The following is a 25,260-nucleotide window of genomic DNA, read 5'->3' as shown; positions in this document are numbered from 1 at the left end:
GGCAGACCTCGGAGTACCACCACTCCTGCTGCGAGCTGTATGTGGTGACGGCTCCGTAGGCCCGAAGGACCGCGCAAGGCAGGAGCCCGACGGCGGAAGCCGGCGGCCGTCGTCGTCGTTCCTAGCCGGTGCCCTTCCAGATCCGCTGCCACCACGAGCGCCGGGGCTCCGGTTCCTGCGGAGCCTCAACTTCCCTTGCCGTGCGGCGCTCGTGCCAGCGCGCCACTTCGGCCTCGACGTCGCGGGTCTTGGTGATCACCGGAGGGCCGCCCTGGAGTTGGCGACGGGCCTCAATCACTCGGGCATTGAAGTCATTCAGGATGTCGCGGACCTGCTTCTCCGTGAACTGCGCGTCCAGTGTTGCGTCCAGTTCGGCGTCCTCGGTGCGGAGCAGGATGGCCTTTGGCCCCAGCCCGCTGATGTTCTCCCGCTGGATCAGGCCTTTGACCCACCAATCGGGGTCGTAGGCTTCCCCCAGCCCCGGAACCGGCTTGCCCGCATACTTGAGGTTGTCGAACTTCCCCTGCGCCATGGCGTCCCGGATCAGGTATTCCACCCTGGCAGCATCATCGACTTTTTTCCGCTTCTGCCGCTCCTGTTCCTCCGCGGCCTCAAGCTCGGCCTCTTCCTGCGGACTGATTCCTGCGCCACGGTAGGTACGTAATTCCGCGGCGCGCTCCAGGCGCCGCCTGACATTACCCGCCCCGCCGCTCATTGGCCGCCACCACCTTCGCCCAGTAACCCCTGATTTCCAGTATTCAGCCGCCAGCAGCGACTTTCAACGGTCAGTCCGGGTCTTCCGCCAGCCGCAGTTCCAGGCAATGAAGTCCTGCCCGGTCCTCCCAGGACGGAACCATCTGGAACCCAAACCGCAGATACGAGCGCACTGCCACGTGGCGCCATTCCCAGACCGTGAGGCGCACGCCTTCAGTACCGGACAGCCTGGCGGCGTGCAGGGCCTCCTGGAGCAGCGCGGCGCCCACCCCTGCACCCCGGGCGGAGGGCTCTACCCACAGCCGCTTCACTTCCTTGATCCCCGGTCCGCCCGGGCTCAGGACGACCATTCCCACCGTTTCACCGCCCTGCTTCGCCACCATGAACCGGGAACCTGCGAATGCTTTGAAGGGCGAATCGATCTCCCGCTGGTACCTGGCTGGCAAGGAGCCGCCTGCCGGACGTGCCCCGACTCCATGGGAGGCCTTCTCCATTTCCGTTTGCCGGTGGTAGGCAATCAGAAGCCTGCCTAGTGCCTGCCTGGCCTGCCCTTCCTCCGGGTTTAAGTGAATGATGTCCGCCACCCGGCCATGCTATCGGGCACCGTGATTCTCCGGAGGGTCGTGAACCCGGATTCACGTCACTTGCTGCGCCGTCTGTTGACTGTAAGCGGCACATAACGCATGATGGGGATAACGTTTTCCTAGCTAGCTAGTCATCATCGAACGAAACAGTGAGAATGACCCTCCACACCCCAGTTCCCCCGGAGCACCGCCCTGCCGCGATGGCTGTCATGTCTCCACCAGATCTGTTCGGCCAGCTGCTGTCGCCGGAAGCGCAGGGGCACCTGAGGCATCTTGCCGATCTCAGGGGACCGGTTTTCGAAGACTTTTCCTCCGCCGAAGCCCAGGAGCTGCTGCCCGGCGTCGAAGTACTGGTCACCGGCTGGGGCTGCCCCGCCCTCACGCCCGAGATCCTGGCACGCGCGGTGAACCTCAAGGCTGTCATCCACGCAGGCGGGGTCGTCGCGGACAAGATGCCGCCCATCCCCCGGGGACGGACCATCACGGCTTCCAATGCCGGCGAAGCCAATGGCATCCCGGTGGCGGAGTACACCCTGGCCATGATTCTCCTTGCCAACAAGCAGGCATTCGAGGCTGCGAATCTTTACCGGACGCGGCGCGGCTTTGTGGACCGCGAAGCCGAATATCCGGCCGCGGGCAACTACCGAAAGACCGTGGGGCTCGTGGGTGCCTCCCGCATCGGCCGGAACGTCGCGCGGTTTCTGCAGCCATTCCACCTCGAGGTCCTCATCTATGACCCCTACCTGGACGAAAATGCCGCCCTTTCCCTGGGTACGAAGCTGGTTCCCCTCGATGCCCTGATGTCCCGCAGCGATGTGGTTTCCCTCCATGTGCCGGTGACTCCTGAAACCACCGGGATGATCGGCGCCCGTGAGTTGGGGCTGCTTCGGACCGGAGCGACCGTGATGAACACAGCCAGGGGAGAAATCCTGGATCAGCCAGCACTTGAAGCCGAGCTTGTTTCCGGCCGCATCAACGCCATTCTGGACGTCGCGATGCCGGATGTGCTGCCCGCCGGGCACGTCTTCTATGATCTCCCGAATGTCATCCTGACCCCGCACATCGCCGGCTCGATGGGAACGGAACTGCTGCGCATGGGTGACCATGTGGTGTCCGAGCTGGAGCGATACATCGCCGGCAAGCCCTTCGAACATCCTGAACCGCTGGGGTCGATGCCCGCCATACAGCCCCACCTGGAGACCATCCCATGACCCTGCTCACCAACCCGGTCCTCCCGGGCTTCTCCCCGGACCCGTCCCTGATTCGCGTGGGCGAATGGTTCTACCTCGCCAACAGCTCGTTCGAGTGGTACCCCACGATCCCCATCCACCGGTCACGGAATCTTGTGGACTGGGAATTTGCAGGTTCGTTTTCGGGGCCTGACGCCCTGCTCGATCTGCGCGGGCTGCAGGATTCCGGGGCTATCTGGGCGCCGTCGCTGAGCTGGAGCGACGGGAGCTTCTGGCTGGTCTTCACAGTGGTCCGGGGGTTCGGCGGGCCACACAAGGACATGGACACTTACATCACGCGCTCCGCAGACGTGGCCGGGCCGTGGTCCGCGCCAGCCCGTGTTACCACCACAGGATTCGATCCTTCGATATTCCATCACGAGGGCCGCCACTGGCTGCTCAACATGGAGTGGGACCACCGGCCGACAGGCCGCGGCGGCTTCGCCGGCATTAACCTCCAGGAGCTGAACCCGGCCGGCACCGCCACCGTCGGGGAACCACAGATCATCCACCGCCGGTCCGTGCTCATTGAGGGGCCGAACCTCTACACCTTCGCAGGCAAGTTCTTCCTGATGCTGGCCGAAGGCGGCACCGGGCAGAACCACGGAATCGCCATGATGCGGGCGGATGATCTGTTCGGTCCGTATGAACCCGACCCTCACGGCCCCGTGCTCACCACCCGCGATGACGCCTCCCATGAGCTGCAAAAGGCAGGCCATGGTGAGATCGCCGTAGACGCCCACGGTCAAATGTTCCTGGCGCACCTGGCCAGCCGCTGGAGTGAAAAGAACGGCAGGCAGTATTCGGTGCTTGGCCGTGAGACGTGTATTCAGCGTCTCCGGCTGACAGACGACGGCTGGCTCCGGCTCGAGCAGGGAGGGTGGTCCCCTGCCCTTACGGTCAAGGCTGCGGCGTCCGACGGCGATGCTTCCGCCACCGCCGATGCCCGGGTTCCGGCAGCCGCTACTCGCCCGCGTGCCGTGCGAGCCGATGATGCCGGCGGCTTCGGCGGCTTCACCCCGGGTCACCCGGCCGGCGACGGCCGGCTGACTGTCGGCTGGCCCTGGAGCACGCTCCGCCACCCGGCCGATGCGAACTGGGCCAGTCTCTCTGACCGTCCCGGCTGGCTAAGGCTCCGTGGCCGGCACAGCACGGATTCCCTGTTTGAGCAGTCCCTGATAGCGAGGCGGCTGACCGGTCCCGCCGTCACGGCAGCTGTCACCGTTGAGGCGCGGCCCGCAAACTTCACGCAAAGCGCGGGACTCATCTTCTACTACAACACCGCAAGCTACTTTTACCTCAGAACCACTGTTCGTGAAGTGGGCGGGGAGCTCATTCCCGGCGACGCCCCGGTGGAGCAGATCCTTGAGGTCTTCGAAAAGGATCCGCTGACGGGGCTGCAGTCACACGGGGCCGTGGTGCTGGACCCCGGGCTTCCGGTCCGGCTGGAGGGGTCCCTGGATGGGGCCCGCCTCCGCTTCTCCTGGAGCCAGGGCAGCGAGCCGCCCCGCTTCATCGGACCGGAACTGGACGCCCTCCAGCTGTCCGATGACCACGGTGGGAGCCTGAGGTTCACCGGCGCCTTCGTCGGTGTTGCCGCACAGGACCTGCGAGACCGGAGCTTCACCGCGGATTTCACGGATTTCCACTACCGGACAGACTAGGCAGCTCAGATGAAAACGATTACCCGTAGGCAGCACGCCGGTCCGGCTTCGGCAGTATTTGGGATTACGCTGTGAAGGTGACCAAGGAACCGGCCCCTCCCCTGAGGCAGAAAGTGCCTGTGCTTAGCGACGTCGCGAAGGCCGCGGGCGTGTCCGTGCCGACCGTCTCGCGTGTCCTGACCAGCAGCAAATTCGTGGCACCGGAACTGCGCGACCGCGTGATGAAAGCCGTCGCGGAACTCGGCTATCGGCCCAACGGCGCAGCGCGGGCCACCCGGTCCGGCAAGCGCTCGATGGTGGCGGTCCTGACAGGCGGTACATCCAACTACGGCTACGCCAAGACGATCGAAGGCATCGAAAAGGCCGCGCGGCAGTCAGGCATGTCAGTCATCATCGCGGTCGTTGAGTCCGACGACGACGAAGCCGTCAACGCCGCCATCGACCTTGTCCTGTCCCAGCCCGTGGCCGGCGTGATCATCCTGGAGTTCGACCGCCCCGGGCTGGCCGCCGTCAAGGCCTTTCCCTCTTCCATCCCGCTGGTGGTGGCCGGTGGGGGGACCAGGCGCACGGGCAAGACAGGTGCCCTGCTGGACGAGCGCGGAGCAGGCAAGGACGCCACGAACCACTTGCTGTCGCTTGGGCACAAAACGGTCCACCACGTCTCCGTCCCCACGATGGGCAAGCATTCAGGCCGCACCGACGGCTGGCGGGCCGCCCTGACTGCCGCAGGCGCCACCATCCCGCCCGTGCTGCATGCTACCTGGGAACCGGCCAGTGGTTACCGGGTAGGACAGGAACTCGCCGCCAATGAGGACGTGACGGCCGTGTTTTGTGGAAACGATGACGTTGCCATCGGCGTGATCCGCGCCCTTCTGGACAGCGGCCGGCGTGTCCCTGAGGACGTCTCCGTAGTGGGCTTCGATGACCAGCCGCACGTAGCCTTGTGGCGCCCTGCCCTGACCACCGTGCGGCAGGATTTCCAGGATCTGGGCGCCAGGGCCTTCACCCTGCTGGCGGCGACCGTCGAAACGGGAACCCCGCCCGGCTCATCCACCGTCAAACCCGAACTCATCCTCCGGGAGTCCACCGCCGCCGTCGGCTGACCGCCCGCACCTCCCGGACGTTCCCTGCCGGAGGGGTCTCAGCCGGGTTCTTCCTCGCCCGGTATGTTGTCGCTGGCTGACTGGCTACGACCCTGGTCGGCGTTCTCCTGGCCGGCCCTTTCCTGACTGGCGCTTTCCTGGTTGGCCGATTGCTGGTCGTCCATGTCAGGACCATGCTCGGCTTCCGTCGTCAGGTCATCGGAGGTGGTCAAGTCATCGGAGTAGGGTGCGTGGATCCGCGGAACCCTGTCGATGAGTTCGTTGGCCGCCATGGCCAGCAAGTCCCGTTGAGTCTCGGGAAGCGACAGTAGACCCTGCAGATATGCCTCGACCTCGTATTCGCCCACCGCGCCGCCGATGCTGAAATAGTTCAGCCACAGCTCTCCGATGCTGACGTCAGAGGCTTTCAGCGCCGCCCGGAGTCGTCGCCGCTGTTCGGGTTCGTGGGGGTCAAAGCCCATCGCGCTACGCCTTCAGTTCCGGTCGGCCGGCGTCCCGGCTATCACGTCAGCGCTGACCTGCCGCAGCGGCCTGCCTGTGTCCCGGGCCTCGCGGATCAGCTCCTGCAAGGCGTCGTCGTGGTTGAGGCTCTGCCGTTCCATCAAAACCCCGCAGGCCCTGTTGACCACGTCCCGGCTGTACAGGGCGGATTGAAGGCTCTCGCTGATACGGCGTGGCACCTCGCTGCTTTGGATGTGGGACAGCAATGTGGCCGCGGGCCCGGCAAATAGCTCCAGCCGCCGGCCCGCGCCTGGTTCGTAGGCAGAGGGCAGAGCGGCATAGACCTTCAGCGCGCCGAGGCTCTCCTTCCCGGTGATAAGCGGCGTGCTGATGACCGAACGGATGGGCAAGGACGACACTGCCGCGCTCCATTCCGGCCAGCGTGGATCGGTCAGCACATCGTCCACCACCACGGTTTCCTCGGCCGCCCATGCAGTCAGGCACGGGCCCTGCCCCAGCTCATACTGGAGAGCATCAGCCCGCTCGACGATGGCGTCGGTGAAGCCGGCGCTTGTCCGCCGGCCCCGGGAATCAAGAAGTGACACGCCGGCGCCGATGGTTCCCGGAATCGAATCCTTGATGGCGCGGGCCAGGAGGTGCACCGCCCTGTCTACTTTCTCTTCCGTCAGCAGCAGGCCTTGGATCCTGCCAAGAACAGTCGAGAGTTCATCAAGGGGAAGATTTTGCTCCATGATTTGCTCCTCCGTCAGTGTCCGGCCAACGAGCCTCGGGACGCCTGGAGAAACAGTCGCGCAGAGAACCACCTGCCTCTTTCAGCATAGTCCTCAGCCAGTACGATGCACGTTTCCTAACGTACTTGTTATCCCCGGCAAGGAGAGGTGCGGTCCTCGCTTCGAGGCGGGGTGGTGCCTATGGTGCTGAAGGGGTGGCCAGCGGTCCTGCCCCGTCCCGCAGCACGAGCCGCGAGGGAAGAAGTATGTGCTGGGCCCTCCCCGTCTGGTCCTTTGTACTGTCCAGGATTCGGGTGCCGTCCAGGATGGAACGCATGATGTCCACTACCCTGCCTGCCGCATCTTCCACAGGCTGGGAGATGCTGCTCATCCCCAGCGCGGCAGCGACAGGGGTGTCGTCGAAGCCGATAACCGCAGGGACCTTCTCCGGAAATGCGGCGCGAAGCTGTTCCGATGCCCCGAGTGCCAAGGAATCGCTGGCACAGACTATGGCCGTGGCGCCGTTGGCAAGCAGGGCCAGCGCCCCTGCTGCGCCTTCGCGGATGCTGTCAGGGACTCCCACGAAGAGCGAATCCAGTTCTCCCGGGTCCAGATGGGGAGAAAGCGCCTTCTTCCAGCCTTCCCGGCGGTCGCGTCCTAGTTCATAACCTGCCGGGCGTTCTCGCGGCAGATCCGGTCCTTCCGGCCAGCCAAGGAAGCCGATGCGGCGGTGGCCCTTGCCCAACAGATAGCTTGTGGCTTCCGCAGTCCCCGCCTGGCCGTCCACATCCACCCAGGCGTGGGGACAGGACTCATTGTCGGCGGTCCAGGGCCGCCCGAACGTGACAAACGGGACTCCCCGGTCCATGAGCCAGCGCGTCCGCGGATCATCCTGGCGTGTGTCCGCAAGGATGAACCCGTCAAGATCGGAAGTCTCCAGCAGCTCCCCGTATGCCTGGATTTCGGCGTCGTCGTCAGGGACGGCAAAGACGGTAACCCGATAACCGTGCTGTTGCAGGCTCCCGGTGAGGGCGTGAAGGAACCTGTCCATGATGGCTCCGTTAATGCCGTCCGCTGACGGAAAGAGCCGGTACCCAAGGTTCCGGGAACGGCGCGTACGCAACTGCCTGGCGGCCGTATTCGGACGGTAGCCCGATGCGGCAATCAGCTCCGTGACCCGTTCGAGCGTGGGTGGACTGACACGCTCGGGCGAGTTGATGGCGTTCGAAATAGTCTGCCGTGACACGCCGAGCTGCTGCGCAAGACTTGCCAGAGTGGGCCGGGAACCCATCGATCCTCCCCTCTTCCTAGCTGATCCATCAACTGTTTGTCCGGCCCGATCATTTGAACGATCAACGCGGATTTTTCCTCAGTGTATGACACCGCGGCGCTCTCTCAGTGACGGGATGCCGCGGGCTTGGGGTTCCACCAAACGCTCCTGCAATGACAAGGAGAGCTTGAACCCATCAACGATTACTGCAAAGATTTGAACGATCAAATGCCGGCTGCGACGGTATGTATTCGAACTTGGTGACCGGTAGGTCCGCAGCCGCAGAGATTGGTCAGCGAGGAATCCCCCTTCGCTTTGCCCAGCAATTTTTCAACCGCCCACGTGCAGTGCCCAAAGCAAATTTCCGCGCTTGCGGCCAAGGAGTATCAATGAACAACCGGCAGCCCTTCCTCCATGACCTGAATGTGCTCCTGGCCGCACCCATGCAGGTCTGGTCAGGCCATGACGGGCAGTTGCGGCGCAGCGGCGGAGTCCAGGGGATCTACTGCGCGGATACAAGGGTCATCGACGAGGCTGTCCTCACTGTCAACGGCCAGGAGCCCGAACCTGTTGGCTCAAGCCAGGTACAGGGTTCTGTCGTTTCCTTCCAGGCCCTTGTCCGCACCCTCGGAAGTGAGAACCCTGATCCGCTGGTCAGCCTGACCCGTCGACGCAGGGCCCTCACCGATCGGGTCAGCGAGGTAATCATCCTCCGGTCCGACCTGAGCAAGGACGTCACTGCGCTGATCCAGATGGACCTAGGCTCCGACTTTTCACCGTTGGAATCGGTCAAAGCCGGCGGCCGGGCCCACCCTGTCCGCCCGGTAGTCCGTGGGGCCGTTTGGCAGGCAGCCGAGGAAGGCGTGACCTCCCTGGTCAGCGCGCCCGGCGCCTTGGTGGAACAGGACGACAGCCGGCTTCGCCTCAGGTGGGAAGTGGTCATCCCTGCCCGCGGTACGGCCCGCGTGGGTTGGGAGGTGCAGGCGGAGGACAGCCTTGCCCCCTTCATCGCCGGCGCCCGGGCCGCTCGCGCACCGTTTCGCGTCCGGGCCGACGACCGCCGCCTGACGGCCCTGGCAGAACGGGCACTCGGGGACCTCGAGGGACTTCGGATGTCCGCCGTCGGCTCACCCCAGGATGTTTTCCTGGCCGCCGGGGCTCCGTGGTTCTTCACCCTCTTCGGCCGGGACTCCCTGATCGCCGCCCGGATGCTTCTTCCCGTGGACCCGTCGCTGGCGGCCGGGACGCTGCGGACCCTCGCAGCCCGCCAGGGGACAAAGAGCTACCCCGCAACTGCCGAACAACCGGGGAAGATCCTCCACGAAGTCCGCCGCGGCGAGCTGCGGATGCCCTCGGACGCCAGCAACGGTGAACTACGCCTTCCGCCTGTGTATTACGGAACAGTGGACGCCACCCTGCTCTGGATTTCCCTCCTCCACGACGCCTGGAAATGGGGCATGCCGAAGGAGGAAGTCAAGGACCTGATGCCCAATCTGGAAGAGGCATTGGTGTGGCTGCGCGATTGGGCGGACCCCGACGGCGACGGGTTCCTTGAGTACATTGACGAGACAGGATACGGGCTGGCCAATCAGGGATGGAAAGACAGCGCCGACTCCATCCGCTGGAACGACGGCTCGCTGGCCACAGGCCCTATCGCACTGGCAGAAGTGCAGGGCTATGCCTACCAGGCGGCTATCAACGCAGCGGATCTGCTCGAAGCGTTCGGACGCAACGGCGCGGAGGAATGGCGAACCTACGCAGCGGATTTGGCCGGAAAATTCCGCACCGCGTTCTGGTGCCGGGACGACCTCGGCGCCTACCCGGCCATAGCCCTGGACGTGGACAAGCGCGCAGTGGACGGAGTCGCGAGCAATATGGGCCACCTGCTGGGCACCGGCATCCTCAATGAGGAGGAAAGTGAACTCGTGGCCCGCAGGATCATGCACCCCACACTGTTTTCCGGGTACGGTGTCAGGACCCTGGACACCGGCAACGGCGGATATTGGCCCCTGCGCTACCACTCAGGTTCCGTCTGGGCCCATGACACGGCATTGACCCTGGAAGGCCTGACAAAGGCAGGCTACGCCGAGGAAGCAGCACTTTTGGCTGCCGGACTGACGGACGCAGCGGAAATCTTCGACTACCGGTTGCCCGAGCTGTTTTCCGGTCACAGCTCAGCCCAGGGCGGACCCCAGCCCTATCCAGCGTCGTGCCGCCCGCAGGCTTGGGCGGCAGCTTCCGCGATTCCCGTGATGCTCGCAACACTGGGACTGACCCCGCAAGGTCCCGGGCAGCTTCCGGACGTGACGGCAACTGTCCCGGTACCTTTCGGTGCCTGCACTTTCGAAGGGCTGCAGGCAGGCGGCAGATCGTTCACTGTGGACGTCGACCGGCACGGGGCAGCGACCGTCACGCCGGCCTAGCGGGCCGTCGTCGGCGGTGCCTCCCGTCAGCGCACGACGGCGAGGCTCACCAGGGCGGCTCCTTCGCCTTCCGCCAGGAGGGCGACGGCGGTGTTGGAGCCCGTCGGGAAGATCTGATCGGTAATCGTCGCAAGGCCGTCCTGGGCGAAGACCTCTACGGAACAGCGGTCCAGGAAGATCCGAAGCCGAAGCCGACCATCTTCCAAGGGCACTGCAACTCTTTCGACAGAGGGAAATGCCTCGTGGAATCCGACGTCCCCGGAACCGGTGCGGTCCAGGATCAGCTCTCCAGCGGCGGGGTCGTAGGCAATGACTGTGCCCTCCGCGATTTTGGAAAAGTCCTCCGACCCGGCCTCCTGCAGCGGGTCGGCCCGCAGCGCGATCCCGGCCCTTCCCGCGGTCCCGGGCTCAAACTCGACGTCGATCCTCAGCACCTCACCGAAGCAGGTGTCGGGAAGCAAGGTAAGTCCCGGGGCCAGCGGCTGCCCGCCCAGAACCAGGGCCTCCGTCCCGTCGTCGAACGGGTCAATGGCCTCCTGGATCAGCTGGGGGCGGCCCTCTTTGGCAACCAGCCTGACTTCGCGGACGAGTGACATTGCACTGCGCCAGCCGTCAGTAGGGGTTTCGGCGGCGTACTGCCAGTTGTTCATCCAGCCCATCATCAGCCGCCGTCCGTCAGGAACATTGCCGAATGAAACGGCCGCGTAGTAGTCCCGGCCCCAGTCGAGCCAGCCATAGTCGGCCATCCGGCTGCCATCGACCTGCAGGCCTTCGGTGACGGTCGTTTCGGAACGGAACGTCACGCCGTCGAACGTTCCGATGAAATACTGGCCGCCGGAACCGCCGGCGATGCCGCCGGGACTGAGGTTCACCACCATCACCCAGCGGGTATCTGAAAGGTCGCCGTCCACCGGCAGCTCAAACAGGTCCGGGCATTCCCAGATACCGTCGGTGGCGTTCGCCGGACCGAAAGTGCTGAGGTACTCCCAGGTCAGCAGGTCTGCTGACTTATAGAGGACAACTTCACGTCTGGTTGCTTCGACGGCGGCCATGACCCAGTAGCTGCCCGCATCGCCTTCAAACCAGAAGACTTTCGGATCCCGAAAGTCCGCGGAGCCCCGGTTGAGGACCGGGTTTCCGTTGTGCTTGGTCCACGTGGCGCCGTCGTCCGTGCTGTAGGCGAGGGACTGGGCCTGCAGGCCGGCCAGGAGCGAGTCTGATGAGTAGGCGCTGGTGTAGATGGCCACGAGGGGCGGGCTGTGGGCGGTGCCAAAGCCGCTGGTGTTGTTCACGTCCGCTACAACGGAGCCGGAAAAGATGGCCTCCTGGTCGTCGCAGGCGATGGCTACAGGCTGCTCTTCCCAGCTCAGCAGGTCGGTGGAGGTGGCGTGGCCCCAGGACATGTTTCCCCAGTAATCGCCGTGCGGGTTGTATTGGTAGAAGAGGTGGTACAGGCCCTTGTAGTAGACCAGCCCGTTGGGGTCATTGAGCCAGTTGCGCCGGGCTGAATAGTGCCATTTGGGCCGGTACCGGGAGTCGAGCCCGGTGGTTGTTTTCATGAATCGATCAGCCCTTGACGCCGCTGGAGGCGATGCTGTTGATGAAGGAACGCTGGAACGCGATGAACAGGACCACCACGGGGACGGTGATGAGCGAGGCGTAGGCCATGACTTCGCCCCACGAGACGTTCAGCTGGAAGAAGTACTGGATACCGATCATGACCGGGCGGAGCTCCTCGGACTGGACCACCATGAGCGGCCAGAGGTAGGAGTTCCAGGCGGGCAGGAAGGTCAGGATGGCAACGGTGGCGGTAGCGGGCCCGGCCAAAGGCATCACCACCTGGCGGTAGATCTTGAACCAGCCGGCCCCATCAATGCGCGCGGCCTCATCCAGTTCCTTCGGAATCGATTCGAAATACTGGTGGTACAGGTAAATGGAGAAGGCATTGGCAATGAACGGAATGATCTGCACCTGATACGTATCCAGCCAGCCCTTCGAGATCTCGAGGCTGAATCCGTTGAGCTCAAAGTACGGCAGCTGGTTCACCCACCACACCAGGGGAAGGGCTAGTGTCTGGAAGGGCACGATCAGGGTGGCAAGGATCGCCGTGAAGACGACGCGCTTGCCGCGAACCTCCATGCGGGACAGGGCAAACGCGCAGAGGCTGTTGATGAAGATGCCGAGCACAACGGTTATCGCTGAGATGCCGATGGAGTTGATCAGGAAGCGGGCGGCCGGGACCCGGTCGAACACCGCCCCATAGTTGTCGAACGAGATGTTTCCGATCGGCAGGAATGCTGCCACGGAGGACATGTCGCCGAAGATCTGCTGGTCCGGCTTGAGGGAGGACACCAGCATGAACACGATGGGGAAGGCTGCGACGGCAGCGAACAGGATGCGGACTGCCATGGCGCCGGCACTGCTGAGACGAATGGAGTTCTTCACGTCAGTCCTTCTCTCGGGTCAGGTAGCGCTGTACTGCTGAAATCAGCAGCACAAGGACGAAGAATACGAGCGAGATGGCTGAGGCGTAGGAGGTTTCCTGCTGCTTGAAGCCTGAGCGCACCGCCTCGTAAATGATGGTGGTGGTGGAATCGAGGGGCCCGCCCTGGGTCATCACGCTGACCTGGTCGAAGAGCCCGAGCGCCTGGATGGTGATGGTCACCAGGATCAGGGTGCGGGTATGTTTCAGGCCCGGCCACGTGACGTAGCGGAACTGGTGCCAGCGGCTGGCGCCGTCAAGCTGGGCCGCCTCGTACAGTTCACCGGAGATGCTCTGCAGTCCGGCGAGCCAGATGATCATGTGGAAGCCGGCGGCCTGCCAGATGGACAGGATGATGATGGCGGGCATGGCCGTGGCTGTGTCGTTGAGCCAGTCCGGACCGTGGATGAGGCCGAAGCTGGCCGTCGACAGGAACTCGTTGATCAGCCCATCCTTGCGGTACATAAACATCCACAGCAGGGACACCACCACCATGGACGTCACCACGGGGAGGAAGTAGAGGGTGCGGAAGAAGTTCACACCGCGGAACTTCTTGTTGATGAGGACGGCCATCGCCAGGGCGAGGGCCGACTGGACCGGCACCACCACCACGGCGAAATAGCTGACGTTCAGCAGTGCCCGCCAGAACGTGGGATCCGTGAAGAGCCGGACGAAGTTGTCAGTGCCGACAAACTCTACGGGCCGGGGGGAAACGAGGCGGGCGTTGGTGAACGCCAGGCCGAAGCCCAGGATAGCGGGCAGGAACACGAAGGCGAGCAGGAGGATCGCGGCCGGGGCGATCATTCCCCACCCGCTGAGCTGCTCGCGCAGGTATCGTGGCCGCCGGTGCGGCCTGCCCGGCGGTACCGCCTTGGCGGGGTCCGCCACGCGCCGGCCGGGTGAGGGAAGCTGAGTGGTTGTCATGGGAGTCTCCGTTGAACTACAGCGTCGGATGAGCTGGGACGTTGGAGGTACGACGACGGCGGCAGTTGCAGGCCGCCGTCGTCGTACCGCCGCGGCTGGCTACTTTTGGTAGCCGCCGTTGGACTTGATGTTGGCGTCAATGGCCTTCACGGCCTTGTCCAGGGCCGGCTTGGGATCGGCGCCAGCCAGGATGTCCTGGACAGCCTTGCCGTATTCGGTGGCGATGAAGGGATAGGCCGGGGTTTCAGGACGCATCACTGCGTACTTGCGGGAGAAGTCCATGAAGATCCGGTTGGCACCGCCCTCGGCGAACGCGGGAATCAGCGCCGCAGCCTCGTTGGTGGCTGGGATGGCTCCCGCCGCCTTGGCGACGGCGGCCACGTTTTCCGGCTTCAGGGAATAGGACAGGTAGTCCATGGCGGCATCCGTATTGGTGCAGCCACTGGCGACTCCCCACTGCCAGGAAGCTCCGCCGATCTTGGGTCCGTTGCCAAGATCCACCGAAGGCATGACCGCCAGGTCATCACCCAGGGTGGCCCTGGCCTTATCCCCGGCCCAGGAACCGGTGTAGACGATGGCGCTCTTGTTATTGAGGAAGTCCTGTGTGGAGTCCTTGCCGCTCTTCGCGGCCATGAAGCCCTGGTCCGCAAGCCCGCGGAACCACTTCGCCCATTGGACAGCCTTGTCACCGTTCAGGGCACCTTCAGCGGATTTGAATCCGTCACGGTTGATCAGGTCCCCGCCGAAGGACTGCAGGAACGGCGAGTACCCATAGGGCAGCCACTCGCCCGTTCCGGCAGTACCCATGTCCAGCGGGTAATCCCATTTGCCCAGGGCCTTGAGCTTGGTCAGCGCGTCCTGGAACTCGTCCTTGGTCCACGGCTTCTCGATGGTGGCGACGCGGACGCCTGCGGCAGCGAGATCAGATTTGCGGGCAAGCATGGACAAAGCGACATCGAAGTACCCAACCGCGTAGGTCTCGCCCTCGAACTTGGCCACAGTGCTGGGGAGGCTCTTGGAAAGGTCCGCGGACAGCTTCAGCGGCGTCAGGTACTTGGCCCACGCCCAGTTGGGAACGTTGGGCCCGTCAATGTCCACGATGCAGGGAAGCTTGCCCGCGGCGGCGGCCGAGACCACGGAGTCGTTATAAGTGTCCTGGGGGAACGCCTGGATCTTGATCTGGGCCTTCGCGCCGCTGCTCTTGTTGTACGAGTCGACGAGCGCCTGGGTCGCCGCCAGTTCCTGCGGGTTTCCGGCGGCGTGGGTCCACAGCGTGATCTCCTTTGAGTCACCGGCCGAGGCCGAAGCGCCGCCCTTGCTACACGCCCCCAGGCCGCCGACGAGTGCGGCCGCGGCTATGCTGGTGGCAAGGATCCGGGTGAATTGTTTGTTCATCATGGTCAAATCTTTCTGCGAGTTTGTGCATGGGGAATTGCGCCGGGTCCTTTGGGGCGCGGCCGGGTGCAACGGCTGCGCCCCTTTCATGAATCCGGAGGGCTGGAACGATGGTGCTGTGTTTCTGCGCTGTCTTGTACGCCAACAACTCGGCTAAGACGGCGGCCCCACTGAGCCCCTTGAGATAACGGGGCAAAGGAGTTTTTCCTGCCTGGGCTGCAGGCCGGGCTTTTCGATCTCATCCAGTAGCCGGGTAACGGCCCAGGAACCCATCTCGTAGTGGGGCAGTGCGACAGTGGTGAGACCGGGCAACAGTGCATCTGCAATGAGTTCAAGGTTGTCCATGCCCACCAGTGAGAGGTCTTCCGGGATGCGAAGGCCTACGGCTGAGGCTGCTTGATAAGCGCCCATGGCCATCTGGTCGTTGAAGCAGAACAGCGCCGTGGGGCGGTCCGGAAGAGAGAGCATTTCCAACGCTCCCTTCCTGCCCCCCGCCGTGCTCGGTGGAACTGTCAGGTAATGATGGGGCGGCGCGGACAGGCCATGGCGCTCAAGGGCGGCCAGGAAGCCGGCCCGGCGCCCGTGGGCTGCCGGAATGTCGTCCTGGTCGTTGATCATGCCGATGCGGCGGTGTCCGGCCTCGATGAGGACCTCTGCGGCAGACTCGCCGGCACCGTACTCATCAGGCGCCACGGAGGAATAGCTTCTGTCCTCTGAAATCGCGTCGAGCAGGACGGTGGGGGCGCCCCGCAGCTCCTCGGGGATCGATACCAGGTGGTGGTACATGCGGGCGTAGATCACGCCGTCCACCTGGTGTTGCTGAAGTGCCCGGATTTCCTGGCGCTCCAGCTCATTGTCCAGTCCGGAGTTAACCACCATCAGCAGGTAGCCGTGCTCTGACGCTGCATCCTGGGCTCCTTGGAGCATGGCGCCGGCGAAGGGGGTCGTGGTGATCTCATCGCTGACCAGTCCGAGGATCTGGGAGCGCTGGTTCCGCAACCCGCTGGCCATGCGGTTCGGCGCATAGCCAAGGTCTTCAGCCGCGGCCCTAACAAGAGCGACAGTCCGGGGACTGACCCGCGAACGATGCGTTTCGCTCAAGGCGTGGGACACGGTAGTGACAGAAACACCTGCTGCCTTCGCTACGTCCCTGATACCCGCTCTTGTCGTCATCGACCCAATCCTTTGCAAAACGTTTTATGTGGCTCGCATCACTATAAACAAAACGTTTTGCAACTGTCAAGGGAAGAATGATCCTAGTCCCCGGAAAGGCCGTCAGGCCTGGATGAGGATGAGCCTGGCGCTGTTCTCTTCCTCCAGCGTGATGTGAAGGGCCGCCGGACCCTGGCTTCCGGGAACCACCACGACGTCCGTCCCGCCCCATGCCGGGTACGCCACCGTGGCGGCAGGGTGCTGGCCGAGCCAGGCCGGAAGCTCGATCGACTGTTCGGTACCGCCTCCCCTGCGGTGCACGGCAATGGCAAGCATCCGTTCACCCAGCCTGGCGCCCTGCGCAATCCACTGGTCGCGCCACCCCGGAAGTCCCAGGGGGAAGGTGGGCAGGCTCGTCGGGATCCCCGCACGCAACAGCTTGTAGGCTTCCACTCCCGCACGGACCACTTCCAGCTGAGCGGGCCCGAGTGTATCGATCCGGCCGGCAAGGTGCACCCGTGACAGCAGCGCGCTGATCATCGAAAAGGCCAACTGTTCATCGCCCATGGGCCCTTCCACGGAGGCCCAGACGCCGGACTGTTCGGGCGTGATGGCAAGCGGCGCCGCCGCCGAGATAGGTGGCGTCTTGGCGAAGTCCTGCTGGTCGGTTAGCGACTGGACCGGGAACACTGCACCAGAGGCGCCGTCGGTGCGGGATCCGCCTGCCGCGCAGCCTTCGACCGTCAGGCCGGGATGCCTGTCCATCACGTCGGTCACCCATTCCAGGAACGCACGGTTGTGGTCCAGCAGCCCGGCCCCGGCCGCACCGTTCAGGTCCGTGCCGGCGCCGATATCGATGTTGTAGTCCAGCTTGAGGTAGGCCAGGTCAAAATCGGCCATCAGCCGGTCCACCACCCCGTCCAGGTGGGCGCGGGCCGCGGGGTGGCGCAGGTCCAGCTGGTAGCGGCCCCACTCCTTGATGCGTTCTCCGCCGCGGCTGAAGAAGGCCTCAGCGGGAAGAAGCCCGGCAAGGCGGCTCCGCGCCCCCACCACTTCCGGCTCGAGCCACAGGCCAGGCTTCATGCCGGCGTCACGGATCTTCCCGATCAGGCCGGCCAGGCCGCCGTCGGGGAAGCGGTTAATGGAGGGCTCCCACTCCCCCACCGAATCCCACCAGCCGCCGTTCTCGTCGTCGTACCACCCGGCGTCGATGCAGAAGACTTCCACTCCCAGCGCGGCTGCCGCCGCGATCAGCGGCAGTTCCTTTTCGGTTGTGGGGTCCGACATGAGGCAGTTGAGGAAGTCGTTGTAAATGACGTGAAGTTCCACATTGTCGGGATGCGGCCGCCGGATGCTGCGGCGGTAGGCGGTCAGCTCGGCGGCGACGGCGTCGAAGCCGCCGCTCGGGACAACGGCCACGGCTGCGGGCACGGTGGTGAATGTTTCGCCGGATTCCAGCGTCACCGACCACTGATGCTCGGCAGCTGTGGGGCCGGAGACCGTGAGGTAGAGGTCATCGTACCGGTCGCCGAGTTCGTAGTGCCAGGCACCGTTGTGCTCCAGCTGCCAGGCCAGCATGCTCCCGGTAGCCAGGTCCTCAAGGATGCCCATGGGCAGTTGTTCGGCAGTGGACCAGGCGCCGGTTGATGTCGAGGCGATCCGATTCTTGGAGCCAACCTGTCCGTATTCGACCATCCCCACGTTGTAAAGACCCCGTTCCGCGAGGGTGGCCCGCCCCCAGCGGAACTCGCCCGACCAGGGGTTGGCAGCCTGCCAGAGACCCAGCTGCTCTTCCCAGTCCTGGCCGTGGCCGAGTCCGGACAGAGTGAGGGAGGAGACGTATTCAACGCCGACGGCGGAACTTCCGGCCTGCAGTTCGGTCCAGCACCGCAGTACGGACGAACCGGTGCCGAGTTCGTAGTGGACGGTGGCGATGACGCCTGAGACGGGATCCGCGGCACGCAATTCCAGCCGGCGTAAGCCCTCGGCTTCGGATTCCTGCACGCCTGTGAGCCTGAGCCGCTGGGCAGCTCCGCCGTCCACATGGCGCTTGCCGGCGGTACCGTGCCGCCCGTCACCGGCAAGGGCAATCTCCACGATCGGCAGCGATGACCGGCGCAGCTCCTCCAGGTCGCGCGGCTGGAGTTGCGCATGCTGGATGGCCAGCAGCCTGGGTGCGATGTGTTCGCCATGAAGGAAGTGCAGCTGCAGGCAGTCATTCCCCCAGGACAGCACCTCTCCGCCGGCCGCGACCTCAAGAGTCGGCGGCTTGTCCTCAAGTTCGGGACTGATGTGCGCAAGGGTCATGGTGGCTCCCGGGAATATGCGGCGAGGCACGGAAGCCGCCCGCTAAACGATGGTCAGTTCCAACAGGATAACGTTATCCCGAGAGTTTAGCGAGCAATTGGATGAGGGGCTCATATGTGGAGACGACGACGGCGGGACATCCCGCCGCCGTCATCCCCCATCGGTGCCGTAGCGAGGGACGTTATGTCCCGCCGGCCGCCGTCACCCGGTCAGGGGGTAGTGGCCCGTCACACTCATGCCACACTTTCAAGCAGCCCTGCGCTGGAATGGACGCCCGCGTAGTAGCCGCCCCGAAAGAAAAGCAGCGGCTCGGCGTCCGAACGGGCGCTGAGCGCCCGGACCGCTGCCACAACGATAGTGTGGTCGCCGCCGTCGTACTCCCGGTATAGCTCGCAGTCCACCCAGGCCAGCGCCTGATCCAGCACAGGATTTCCCAGCGGCGACGGCGAGTGGCCCACGCCCGCGAACTTGTCAGCTCCAGACCGGGCGAACTGGGTGGCCAGGTGCTGGTGCTCCGCCGGCAGGATATTCACGGTGAAACTGCCGGCGGCGCGCAGCAACGGCCACGTGCTGGAGGTCCGGGCCGGGCTGAAGGTCACCAGTGCCGGATCCAGCGAGAGTGACGAAAACGACTGGCAGGTGAAGCCTGCGGGCCCGCGACCGGTTGCGGCCGTAATCACTGTCAGGCCGGAGGCAAAATGGCCAAGGACAGTGCGCAATCTGTGCGGTGTGAGATCCAGGTGTTCAGACATGGTTTCTTCCTTTCGGGGCCTGTCCAATAAACAAACCACTGGAATATCCCTGTTCTCAACACCAGGTGAAACGCACCGACGTGCAAGGCAATGCGGGTTCACAGCCCGAAGCACGGGGTAACGAAACCCGGCTCCGGGATAACAGCCCTAGCCCTTAGCCGCGATGAAGTCGCGGTCCTCCTTGGACAGCACTATCTGCCCATGCTGGTCACGCTCGATCGTGTCGCCCGCCGCAATGCTGATCTTCGTCGATACTGTGCGTGGCAAGATCTGGCATCCTGGGTTTTCCGTCAGCCATCTTTGCGTGGTGGCATCGAGCTTGTCCCACAGCTCACTGATGCACATCTATGCCGCCTTCCCCTTGGCTTCATATGGATTCCCCGACACCCCAGGAACCGGATCAATGCCAAGAATACGCCCGGTCAGCGGGGAACGACAGAGACTCCGGCAATGACAGTGGAACTGCGGGAAGACTGGCGAAAACCCACCACGGCCGCGGTCGCCCGGGCGATCTTTGACCCTCCCTGGGCAGACGGCTCGATGGAGTTGGCGTAGTCGCCGTCGTCGTCGCAGATAAGGCGAAGATCGATCAGGGCAGGCCCACGGGAGAAGGCTGCACGGGTGATGCAGTCATTGAAGAATGCCAGCGCAGCCTTGATGAGCCTGTGCTCCGGCACTGAAGCGGGAGTGTCGTAGATCGTGCATACAGCAAAGGGCAGCCCGGTGACTTCGAGCGCTTCCGCCATCGCCTCATAATCGGTGGCAAACCGCGCCTGGGCCCTGCCGAACAGCTGGAGGGTTTCTGCGACCGAGCCGGCAGGGGCTGCGAGCAGGTAAGCAAAGCCGAGCGCGTCGTTTCCGCCGGCGCTGACCACAAGATGGGTCGCATCCTGGGGCAGGGAGCGAAGCTGGGCCAGGACTCCGGAGATGACATCCCCGTCCACGGCGAGAAGCGTGGCCTGCCAACCGGGCGGGAGCTCGCCTCGAAGCTGGCTGATGACGTCAGGACCGCCGCCGACGTACGCCTTGTTGTCGAAGATGGAGTCACCGAGCAGAACCACGTGCCCCTTGGACGCTACCGGACCTTGAACAGGAATCATGAATCAGCCCCCTTTCCGTGCCCTCGAACTGCATGCCTCGTGAACTTTTTGAGGGTCCCCGGCGCGCTTCCCGGGGTGCCCTTAATTTTGCCATTTCTCTGGACAGACACGGCGCCGAGCCGTAAATTCATTAGCAATCCCGGTAACAGCCCATGAGGGCGGGACCTCTTCCGGCCGAGTGCACGGCCGCAAGAAACGCTGCTGTAGACACACGGCGGCACATATTGCACATCGCGGAAATGAGCCCGTCATGGCCACCTCGCATTTTGCGCAATTCCTCTACGAAGCCACCGTTCCGGACCCGGATACCGACTGCCCGCTGCAGCCTGATTGCCTTTACGGACTGTACGTCAGCTGGTGCCTTCTTCACCGTCTTGAGCCCAAATCAGACGACGCCTTCCGGGCCGCCATGAGGCGGAACGGCATTGATGTCCACGACAGCCGGCTCCGGATGAACGGTCCTGCCGCGGCGGACTACATCCTGGCCAGCTACCCCTCGGCGGCCTGACGTGTCCATCAGCCCCGACGCCTTCGTTCCCGAGGGACCCAGCCAGGACAACGTGCTTGTCTTCGCCGGCCACTACATGCACTGCGGACAGTTGATGGAAAAAGGCGGGGCGGAAGTCCGGCGCTGCCACTCACCCCGGACAACAGAAAACGTCCAGGATGAAGCCCTGGACGTTTACCTCTCCACCCGTGTGCTGAGGTGTGCCTGCGGCTTCCAGATCGAGGTACCCGAATAGGGGCGGGTCACGGCGGCCAGGGCGGGTCACGGCTTCCGCTGCCACATGCGGATCCAGAGGATTTCGACGACGGCATCGAGTAAGTAGATCTTGCTGATCCGTCCCTTGGCCGCATAAACCACATCGATGGCGGCCAGGGTCGCTGCTGTTCCTATGCCAAGGCGCTTGGCCACGGCCTGGTCCTGGATGCCGTCGCGGCTGAGGAACTGGACCACGCCGATAGTGACGAGGAGGCCGGATACGGTGCGGACCAGCCATTTGTCTGTTTTCGGCCCGGTTACAGCCTCGAAGCTGCGCATGTGGACCAGCGGCCAGATGCCGCTCACGGCGTTGAAGCTGCCTTGAAGCCTGGATACTGTTCGCGACGCCACCGGTACTCCTGGATCGTCTCCTGCTGCTGATTTGGCTTGCGCTGATGGTACCGCTGGCCGTGGGCAGCAGGAAGGGGACGACGGCGGGAGGCTCCGCCGTCGTCCCCTCACGTTTTGCGTTCGGTCAGGGTGGTGCTATCAGGCGCGGGCGTGCTCCGAGAGGATCGCGTCGATCTGCCCTGTAGCCTCCTTCATGCCCTCTTCCATGCCCATTTCGACCATCTGTTCCATCTGCTCCTCCGACTCGAACGAGGAGTTGATGGTCATCCGTGTGCGGCCGCCAAGGTCCTCGAGGGTGACGACGGCGTGGGTGGTCCCCATGGCCTCGACCGGAGCGCCGTTGTCATCGGCGAAACCGTCGTCGAACTCCAGCTGGCTTGGGGCCTGGATGGAAGTGAAGAGCCACCAGCCCCCGGCCTTCTCGCCCTCCGGACCCGTCATGTAATAGCCGGCTCTGCCGCCAGGCTGGAAGTCGAACTGCTCGAAGGTGGCCGGCCAGGTGGGCGGGCCCCACCAGCGCTCCAGCTGCCGGGGGTCTTCCCAGACCTGCCAGACGCGCTCCACGCCGGCGTCGAATTCGGCGATCAGGGTGAAGCTCAATGCCTCAAGATTCTTGGTGGAACTGATAACGGTCATTGCGGAGCCCTTTCCTATCCTTCAGCCAGAATGTCTGCGATCCGCACGACACGCTGCCGCCAGATCGCCTCATATTCGTCGAGCAGCCGCCGGGCGTTCTGCAGGCCTTCATGGTTCCCCCGCACGATCTGCTCCCTTCCGCGCTTTTCCTTGGTGACCAGCGAAGCGCGCTCCAACACCGCCACGTGCTTTTGCACCGCGGCGAAACTCATGGCGTAGAGAGCAGCGAGGCCGGACACAGAGTACTCAGCCACCGTGACACGCCGGACAATATCCCGCCGGGTGGCATCCGCGAACGCCTGGAAGAGGCGGTCGAGGTCGGCATCGCTCATCGGATCTACAACCATTTGGTTGTAGGATAGGCGTATGGCCTTTGGGTGTCAACGGGTGTTTGGAACCGCCACGGGGGGACCGGACTCTCATTCCGCCCGTTCGTAGGTCTGCCCAAACGGGACGTCGCGGCTGACGGCAACGGTATAGCTGGTGTAATCGTGCCTGGTGACCAGGATGCCGTGATGGCATTCCTTCATGGCGTGTTCCCGGGCGATCTCCACGGCTGAATTCAGGTCGTTTTCGACGGTGACCGGATCGTGGGCGGTAATTTCCAGGACGAGATCCGATTGGCGCTTGATCATGATGGTCTCTTTCTCGACGAGATGCGCCGGGCGTTCCGGGGCCACAGGCTTGCCTGTCCGGGCATGCCCGGAGAGGCGGAAGGCTGTGGTTCGCGAGGGTGGCCCGGCATTTCAGTGAATGGGGCGGAGGCCTGCCGAATGTCGGCGGCTGGTGGATCGGCGGAAGCATTTCTTCCTGCGGATCTGTAGTCAGTCTGGATGATCGGAAGCCAAGGAGCAATACAAAACGTGCACCGGCGAGGTTAAAACTGTGTTAACGCCGTGCATCTCATTCTGGCAGGCTAGCCGCCTGATGCCGCCTGGGCGCTGTTGGCATCCGAGTCGCGTGCGGTTTCCAGGGCATCCAGGAGAAGATCGAGCCCGAAGGTGAATTCACTGGAGTAGCTGTAGCCGGGCTGCAGGACATGCTTGGCTGTGAGCTCGAAGAGGTAGGGGTATTCACTGGCAGGCAGGCCGGCCAGCATGACCTGTGCGATCGCAGCAGCCTGCTCGGAGGTATCGAAGGGAAGGGCCTTTTCCTGCCTGGCAAACCCGTAGATGTAACTGTCCAGTGCAGAGAATGCATGGGCGGTCATGGCAAGGGAGAATCCGCCGCTCCGCAGCGTTCCCAGCACCCGGTCGTGGTGCCTCAGCGTCGCAGGCCCGGGATTGGTGCCGGAATCCATCAGCCCGTTCGCCCAGGGATGCCGGGCCAGCACCTCCCGGACTGAGACTGACCGTTTCCGCAGGGCTGTTTTCCAGTCGTCACTGTGCAATGGCAGCTCGATCTCGCCGAATACTGCGTCAATCATGCCGTGAAGCAGGTCCTCTTTGTTGGACACATGGTTATAAAGCGACATTGCCTCGACGCCCAGTTCCTCGCCGAGCCGGCGCATGGTCAGCCGCTCAATCCCCCCATCATCCGCCAACTGGATGGCCGTTAGGAGCACGCGGTCCCGGCTCAAGCGGACGCGGCTTTCGCCGCCGGCTGCGTTCCTCGCTGTCATTCGTATCCTCCTGCTGCTCGTTGACAACCTTACACCGTAGATGTAATTTACTTACACCATAAGCTTACAACGTAAGGACGATGATGAGTTCGCAGTCAACCCTTTCCGGTTCCACTCCGAAGACCCAGGGATCGATCCTCGGCTACCGCCAGTGGTCCAAGGCCACATCAAGCCTGGTGTCCGGTATGGCGCTTGCGCTCATGGTGGTCCTGATGCCTGTGGGCTACTACGGCGGGATCGTCCCGCTCATCACGCCGGGGGATGCAACCAAGACTGCTGAAGCCATTTCCCGTTCGGGCCTGCCCTACCTTGCCGGGCTCGCGTGCATCGCCGTCGTGATCCTTCTGGACGTTATCGTGGCCGGAGCCTGGTACACGCTTTTCAAAGGGGTGAACCGGCGGCTTTCCGCCGTGGCGGCCTGGATCCGCGTGGCGTATTCAACGCTCTTCGCAGTTGCTGCAGCCCAACTGGTCAGCGCCTACACCCTCCTGGACGTACCGAAGCAGGCACTGCAGGCCATCGAGCTGTTCAGCTCGATCTGGCTGATCAGCCTGGGTCTGTTCGGCGTCCACATCGTCCTGATCGGGTACCTGCAATGGCGTTCGAAATTCGTGCCCACGATCTTCGGCATCCTCCTGGCGATCAGCGGGGCAGGCTATTGCGCTGATGCACTCGGCGTCGCTTTCGTCAGCGGCTTCACGCCGGTCTATGGCCTCTTCGGAATCATCGGTGAAACGGCGGGCATCTTCTGGCTCCTGATCAAGGGCCGCAAGCTGCCTGCCTGAAACCTTTACGGCAGGGAATTATCGTTCCGTCCAGCCAGCCGTCTTCAAAAGCCTGTCCTCCCACAACGCAGCGCCCCCGCCCGCAGTGTCCAACCTCTTGCTGAATTCCTGCAGCCACAAACAGCGCCGGATCATGGTTGCCTGGCGTAATGGCCATGGGGGAACCGGCCCGTATGCATGGTGGAACGCTGAAAGGGAAGGTACAGCGGCGGGGTGATGCATCCGAACGATCCACTCGCACCACGCCACGTCCACTGCGGCATCACCAGGCGCGCTGAATTCCCAGTCCAGAACTGCTGTCACGTCAAAGGTCACTGCGTCGAGAAGCATGTTGTTTGGCCCGAAATCGCCGTGGACAAGAACGTGTTCCCGGCTTGTACTCCGGGGAAACACTGACGAGATGTCAATGGCGTGCAATGCCTTGAGCGCGAGGCCGCAGGCATGCAATACAGCCTCCGCATGGCCGGCGTCGATAAGGTCCTGTCCGTGCTCACCGGGGAGGAATCCAAGCAGAAGCGAGTCCTTCCCCTCGTCCAAAATGTCCGGCACTGGATAGCGTCCGGCCAGGGCACGCAGCGCCTGTCGTTCATTGTCCTGGCGCAAGGAGGAATCAGGGCCGGCGTACCTTTTGAGAACGGCCCCCGGGATCCGGCTGGTCCTGTTGGTATACCCGTGCCGCATTCGGCAATTTTTGCATGGAATCGCCCTTCGGTCTGGTCTGTACTGATAGCCAGCGTTCAGGTCTGCCATGAAGCATTGGGAGCGGGATCGGCCACATGTCGTTGCCCACGACTTCGGTGACCTCTCTCAGCGTCAGGAAAACGATTGCCTGA

Annotated in this window: 26 protein-coding genes; 7 read left to right on the top strand and 19 right to left on the bottom strand. The window is 63.8% G+C overall.

All coding sequences use genetic code 11. The features are described from left to right. Positions 1–121: 121 nt before the first annotated feature. Complete coding sequence (locus QFZ40_RS01915) at positions 122–715, bottom strand: DnaJ family domain-containing protein (protein WP_306902541.1); 594 nt, start codon at positions 713–715, stop codon at positions 122–124. A gap of 70 nt (positions 716–785) precedes the next feature. Continuing rightward, a complete protein-coding gene (locus QFZ40_RS01910; protein ID WP_306902540.1) occupies positions 786–1,298 on the bottom strand; it encodes a GNAT family N-acetyltransferase in 513 nt (170 codons plus the stop codon). 155 nt (positions 1,299–1,453) lie between these two features. On the opposite strand from QFZ40_RS01910, the gene QFZ40_RS01905 reads away from it, so the two are divergent. From QFZ40_RS01905 to QFZ40_RS01895, 3 genes are all read left to right on the top strand, one after another. Beyond that, positions 1,454–2,509, top strand: coding sequence for a hydroxyacid dehydrogenase (locus tag QFZ40_RS01905; RefSeq protein ID WP_306902539.1), 1,056 nt, complete (start codon positions 1,454–1,456; stop codon positions 2,507–2,509). Further along, a complete protein-coding gene (locus tag QFZ40_RS01900; protein ID WP_306902538.1) occupies positions 2,506–4,191 on the top strand; it encodes a family 43 glycosylhydrolase in 1,686 nt (561 codons plus the stop codon). Before QFZ40_RS01905 ends, QFZ40_RS01900 begins: the two co-directional genes overlap by 4 nt. 77 nt (positions 4,192–4,268) lie before the next feature. Then, positions 4,269–5,294 (top strand): LacI family DNA-binding transcriptional regulator, encoded by a 1,026-nt coding sequence (locus QFZ40_RS01895; RefSeq protein ID WP_306902537.1) that lies wholly within the window; start codon positions 4,269–4,271, stop codon positions 5,292–5,294. Between the two features lie 38 nt (positions 5,295–5,332). Here QFZ40_RS01895 and QFZ40_RS01890 read toward each other — a convergent pair whose 3' ends face one another. From QFZ40_RS01890 to QFZ40_RS01880, 3 genes are all read right to left on the bottom strand, one after another. Then, complete coding sequence (locus QFZ40_RS01890; protein ID WP_306902536.1) at positions 5,333–5,755, bottom strand: hypothetical protein; 423 nt, start codon at positions 5,753–5,755, stop codon at positions 5,333–5,335. Positions 5,756–5,767: 12 nt separating this feature from the next. Further along, complete coding sequence (locus QFZ40_RS01885) at positions 5,768–6,487, bottom strand: GAF and ANTAR domain-containing protein (protein WP_306902535.1); 720 nt, start codon at positions 6,485–6,487, stop codon at positions 5,768–5,770. Between the two features lie 178 nt (positions 6,488–6,665). Beyond that, complete coding sequence (locus tag QFZ40_RS01880; protein ID WP_306902534.1) at positions 6,666–7,757, bottom strand: LacI family DNA-binding transcriptional regulator; 1,092 nt, start codon at positions 7,755–7,757, stop codon at positions 6,666–6,668. Between the two features lie 368 nt (positions 7,758–8,125). On the opposite strand from QFZ40_RS01880, the gene QFZ40_RS01875 reads away from it, so the two are divergent. Beyond that, the gene (locus QFZ40_RS01875) at positions 8,126–10,159 is read left to right on the top strand and encodes a glycogen debranching N-terminal domain-containing protein (protein WP_306902532.1); all 2,034 of its coding nucleotides are present in this window, start codon (positions 8,126–8,128) and stop codon (positions 10,157–10,159) included. A gap of 26 nt (positions 10,160–10,185) precedes the next feature. On the opposite strand, the gene QFZ40_RS01870 is transcribed toward QFZ40_RS01875, so the two are convergent. From QFZ40_RS01870 to QFZ40_RS01835, 8 genes are all read right to left on the bottom strand, one after another. After that, complete coding sequence (locus QFZ40_RS01870; protein WP_306902531.1) at positions 10,186–11,718, bottom strand: glycoside hydrolase family 32 protein; 1,533 nt, start codon at positions 11,716–11,718, stop codon at positions 10,186–10,188. A gap of 7 nt (positions 11,719–11,725) precedes the next feature. Further along, positions 11,726–12,604, bottom strand: a complete 879-nt coding sequence (locus QFZ40_RS01865; RefSeq protein ID WP_306902530.1) for a carbohydrate ABC transporter permease — start codon at positions 12,602–12,604, stop codon at positions 11,726–11,728. Position 12,605: 1 nt separating this feature from the next. Then, positions 12,606–13,565, bottom strand: coding sequence for a carbohydrate ABC transporter permease (locus QFZ40_RS01860; RefSeq protein ID WP_306902529.1), 960 nt, complete (start codon positions 13,563–13,565; stop codon positions 12,606–12,608). A gap of 99 nt (positions 13,566–13,664) precedes the next feature. Then, complete coding sequence (locus QFZ40_RS01855) at positions 13,665–14,963, bottom strand: sugar ABC transporter substrate-binding protein (protein WP_306902528.1); 1,299 nt, start codon at positions 14,961–14,963, stop codon at positions 13,665–13,667. A 150-nt stretch (positions 14,964–15,113) separates the two neighbouring features. Then, positions 15,114–16,133 (bottom strand): LacI family DNA-binding transcriptional regulator, encoded by a 1,020-nt coding sequence (locus tag QFZ40_RS01850; RefSeq protein WP_306902527.1) that lies wholly within the window; start codon positions 16,131–16,133, stop codon positions 15,114–15,116. 102 nt (positions 16,134–16,235) lie between these two features. Next, positions 16,236–18,419, bottom strand: a complete 2,184-nt coding sequence (locus QFZ40_RS01845; RefSeq protein ID WP_306902526.1) for an alpha-galactosidase — start codon at positions 18,417–18,419, stop codon at positions 16,236–16,238. A gap of 233 nt (positions 18,420–18,652) precedes the next feature. Continuing rightward, the gene (locus tag QFZ40_RS01840; protein ID WP_306902524.1) at positions 18,653–19,171 is read right to left on the bottom strand and encodes a flavin reductase family protein; all 519 of its coding nucleotides are present in this window, start codon (positions 19,169–19,171) and stop codon (positions 18,653–18,655) included. 422 nt (positions 19,172–19,593) lie between these two features. After that, on the bottom strand, positions 19,594–20,271 hold the full coding sequence (locus QFZ40_RS01835; protein ID WP_306902523.1) for an SGNH/GDSL hydrolase family protein: 678 nt from the start codon (positions 20,269–20,271) through the stop codon (positions 19,594–19,596). Positions 20,272–20,521: 250 nt separating this feature from the next. Here QFZ40_RS01835 and QFZ40_RS01830 point away from each other — a divergent pair, with 250 nt between their 5' ends. Beyond that, positions 20,522–20,779, top strand: coding sequence for a hypothetical protein (locus QFZ40_RS01830; RefSeq protein WP_306902521.1), 258 nt, complete (start codon positions 20,522–20,524; stop codon positions 20,777–20,779). Position 20,780: 1 nt separating this feature from the next. Next, positions 20,781–21,014 carry a hypothetical protein gene (locus QFZ40_RS01825; RefSeq protein WP_306902520.1) on the top strand — a complete coding sequence of 78 codons (234 nt, stop codon included), beginning with the start codon at positions 20,781–20,783 and terminating at the stop codon, positions 21,012–21,014. 26 nt (positions 21,015–21,040) lie between these two features. Here QFZ40_RS01825 and QFZ40_RS01820 read toward each other — a convergent pair whose 3' ends face one another. From QFZ40_RS01820 to QFZ40_RS01800, 5 genes are all read right to left on the bottom strand, one after another. Beyond that, the gene (locus QFZ40_RS01820; RefSeq protein WP_306902519.1) at positions 21,041–21,385 is read right to left on the bottom strand and encodes a hypothetical protein; all 345 of its coding nucleotides are present in this window, start codon (positions 21,383–21,385) and stop codon (positions 21,041–21,043) included. 138 nt (positions 21,386–21,523) lie between these two features. Beyond that, positions 21,524–22,021, bottom strand: coding sequence for an SRPBCC family protein (locus tag QFZ40_RS01815; RefSeq protein WP_306902518.1), 498 nt, complete (start codon positions 22,019–22,021; stop codon positions 21,524–21,526). 14 nt (positions 22,022–22,035) lie between these two features. Then, positions 22,036–22,368 (bottom strand): ArsR/SmtB family transcription factor, encoded by a 333-nt coding sequence (locus tag QFZ40_RS01810; RefSeq protein ID WP_306902517.1) that lies wholly within the window; start codon positions 22,366–22,368, stop codon positions 22,036–22,038. Positions 22,369–22,440: 72 nt separating this feature from the next. Continuing rightward, the gene (locus QFZ40_RS01805; protein ID WP_306902516.1) at positions 22,441–22,656 is read right to left on the bottom strand and encodes a hypothetical protein; all 216 of its coding nucleotides are present in this window, start codon (positions 22,654–22,656) and stop codon (positions 22,441–22,443) included. A gap of 281 nt (positions 22,657–22,937) precedes the next feature. Then, positions 22,938–23,642, bottom strand: coding sequence for a TetR/AcrR family transcriptional regulator C-terminal domain-containing protein (locus tag QFZ40_RS01800; protein ID WP_306902514.1), 705 nt, complete (start codon positions 23,640–23,642; stop codon positions 22,938–22,940). A gap of 83 nt (positions 23,643–23,725) precedes the next feature. Between QFZ40_RS01800 and QFZ40_RS01795 the strand changes: the two genes are divergently transcribed. Further along, positions 23,726–24,427: a DUF4386 domain-containing protein gene (locus QFZ40_RS01795; protein ID WP_306902512.1), complete on the top strand. Its 702-nt coding sequence runs from the start codon at positions 23,726–23,728 to the stop codon at positions 24,425–24,427. An 18-nt stretch (positions 24,428–24,445) separates the two neighbouring features. Here the strand turns inward: QFZ40_RS01795 and QFZ40_RS01790 are convergent, their stop codons facing one another. After that, positions 24,446–25,108 carry a phosphotransferase family protein gene (locus QFZ40_RS01790; RefSeq protein ID WP_306902510.1) on the bottom strand — a complete coding sequence of 221 codons (663 nt, stop codon included), beginning with the start codon at positions 25,106–25,108 and terminating at the stop codon, positions 24,446–24,448. Between the last annotated feature and the right edge of the window lie 152 nt (positions 25,109–25,260).

The sequence above is a fragment of the Arthrobacter pascens genome (genome assembly GCF_030816475.1).
Lineage (GTDB): Bacteria > Actinomycetota > Actinomycetes > Actinomycetales > Micrococcaceae > Arthrobacter > Arthrobacter pascens_B.
The sequence above is the reverse complement of the archived record's forward strand: the minus strand, read 5'-3'. Positions and strand labels throughout refer to the sequence as shown.

Bases quoted from the DNA above. Each gene is read 5' to 3' on its own strand.
- QFZ40_RS01885 (WP_306902535.1), bottom strand. From the start codon at position 6,487: ATGGAGCAAAATCTTCCCCTTGATGAACTCTCGACTGTTCTTGGCAGG.
- QFZ40_RS01915 (WP_306902541.1), bottom strand. From the start codon at position 715: ATGAGCGGCGGGGCGGGTAATGTCAGGCGGCGCCTGGAGCGCGCCGCG.
- QFZ40_RS01840 (WP_306902524.1), bottom strand. From the start codon at position 19,171: ATGTCTGAACACCTGGATCTCACACCGCACAGATTGCGCACTGTCCTT.
- QFZ40_RS01850 (WP_306902527.1), bottom strand. From the start codon at position 16,133: ATGACGACAAGAGCGGGTATCAGGGACGTAGCGAAGGCAGCAGGTGTT.
- QFZ40_RS01845 (WP_306902526.1), bottom strand. From the start codon at position 18,419: ATGACCCTTGCGCACATCAGTCCCGAACTTGAGGACAAGCCGCCGACT.
- QFZ40_RS01900 (WP_306902538.1), top strand. From the start codon at position 2,506: ATGACCCTGCTCACCAACCCGGTCCTCCCGGGCTTCTCCCCGGACCCG.
- QFZ40_RS01890 (WP_306902536.1), bottom strand. From the start codon at position 5,755: ATGGGCTTTGACCCCCACGAACCCGAACAGCGGCGACGACTCCGGGCG.
- QFZ40_RS01805 (WP_306902516.1), bottom strand. From the start codon at position 22,656: ATGATCAAGCGCCAATCGGATCTCGTCCTGGAAATTACCGCCCACGAT.
- QFZ40_RS01835 (WP_306902523.1), bottom strand. From the start codon at position 20,271: ATGATTCCTGTTCAAGGTCCGGTAGCGTCCAAGGGGCACGTGGTTCTG.
- QFZ40_RS01880 (WP_306902534.1), bottom strand. From the start codon at position 7,757: ATGGGTTCCCGGCCCACTCTGGCAAGTCTTGCGCAGCAGCTCGGCGTG.
- QFZ40_RS01905 (WP_306902539.1), top strand. From the start codon at position 1,454: ATGACCCTCCACACCCCAGTTCCCCCGGAGCACCGCCCTGCCGCGATG.
- QFZ40_RS01790 (WP_306902510.1), bottom strand. From the start codon at position 25,108: ATGCGGCACGGGTATACCAACAGGACCAGCCGGATCCCGGGGGCCGTT.
- QFZ40_RS01875 (WP_306902532.1), top strand. From the start codon at position 8,126: ATGAACAACCGGCAGCCCTTCCTCCATGACCTGAATGTGCTCCTGGCC.
- QFZ40_RS01855 (WP_306902528.1), bottom strand. From the start codon at position 14,963: ATGATGAACAAACAATTCACCCGGATCCTTGCCACCAGCATAGCCGCG.
- QFZ40_RS01860 (WP_306902529.1), bottom strand. From the start codon at position 13,565: ATGACAACCACTCAGCTTCCCTCACCCGGCCGGCGCGTGGCGGACCCC.
- QFZ40_RS01795 (WP_306902512.1), top strand. From the start codon at position 23,726: ATGAGTTCGCAGTCAACCCTTTCCGGTTCCACTCCGAAGACCCAGGGA.
- QFZ40_RS01815 (WP_306902518.1), bottom strand. From the start codon at position 22,021: ATGACCGTTATCAGTTCCACCAAGAATCTTGAGGCATTGAGCTTCACC.
- QFZ40_RS01830 (WP_306902521.1), top strand. From the start codon at position 20,522: ATGGCCACCTCGCATTTTGCGCAATTCCTCTACGAAGCCACCGTTCCG.
- QFZ40_RS01800 (WP_306902514.1), bottom strand. From the start codon at position 23,642: ATGACAGCGAGGAACGCAGCCGGCGGCGAAAGCCGCGTCCGCTTGAGC.
- QFZ40_RS01810 (WP_306902517.1), bottom strand. From the start codon at position 22,368: ATGGTTGTAGATCCGATGAGCGATGCCGACCTCGACCGCCTCTTCCAG.
- QFZ40_RS01870 (WP_306902531.1), bottom strand. From the start codon at position 11,718: ATGAAAACAACCACCGGGCTCGACTCCCGGTACCGGCCCAAATGGCAC.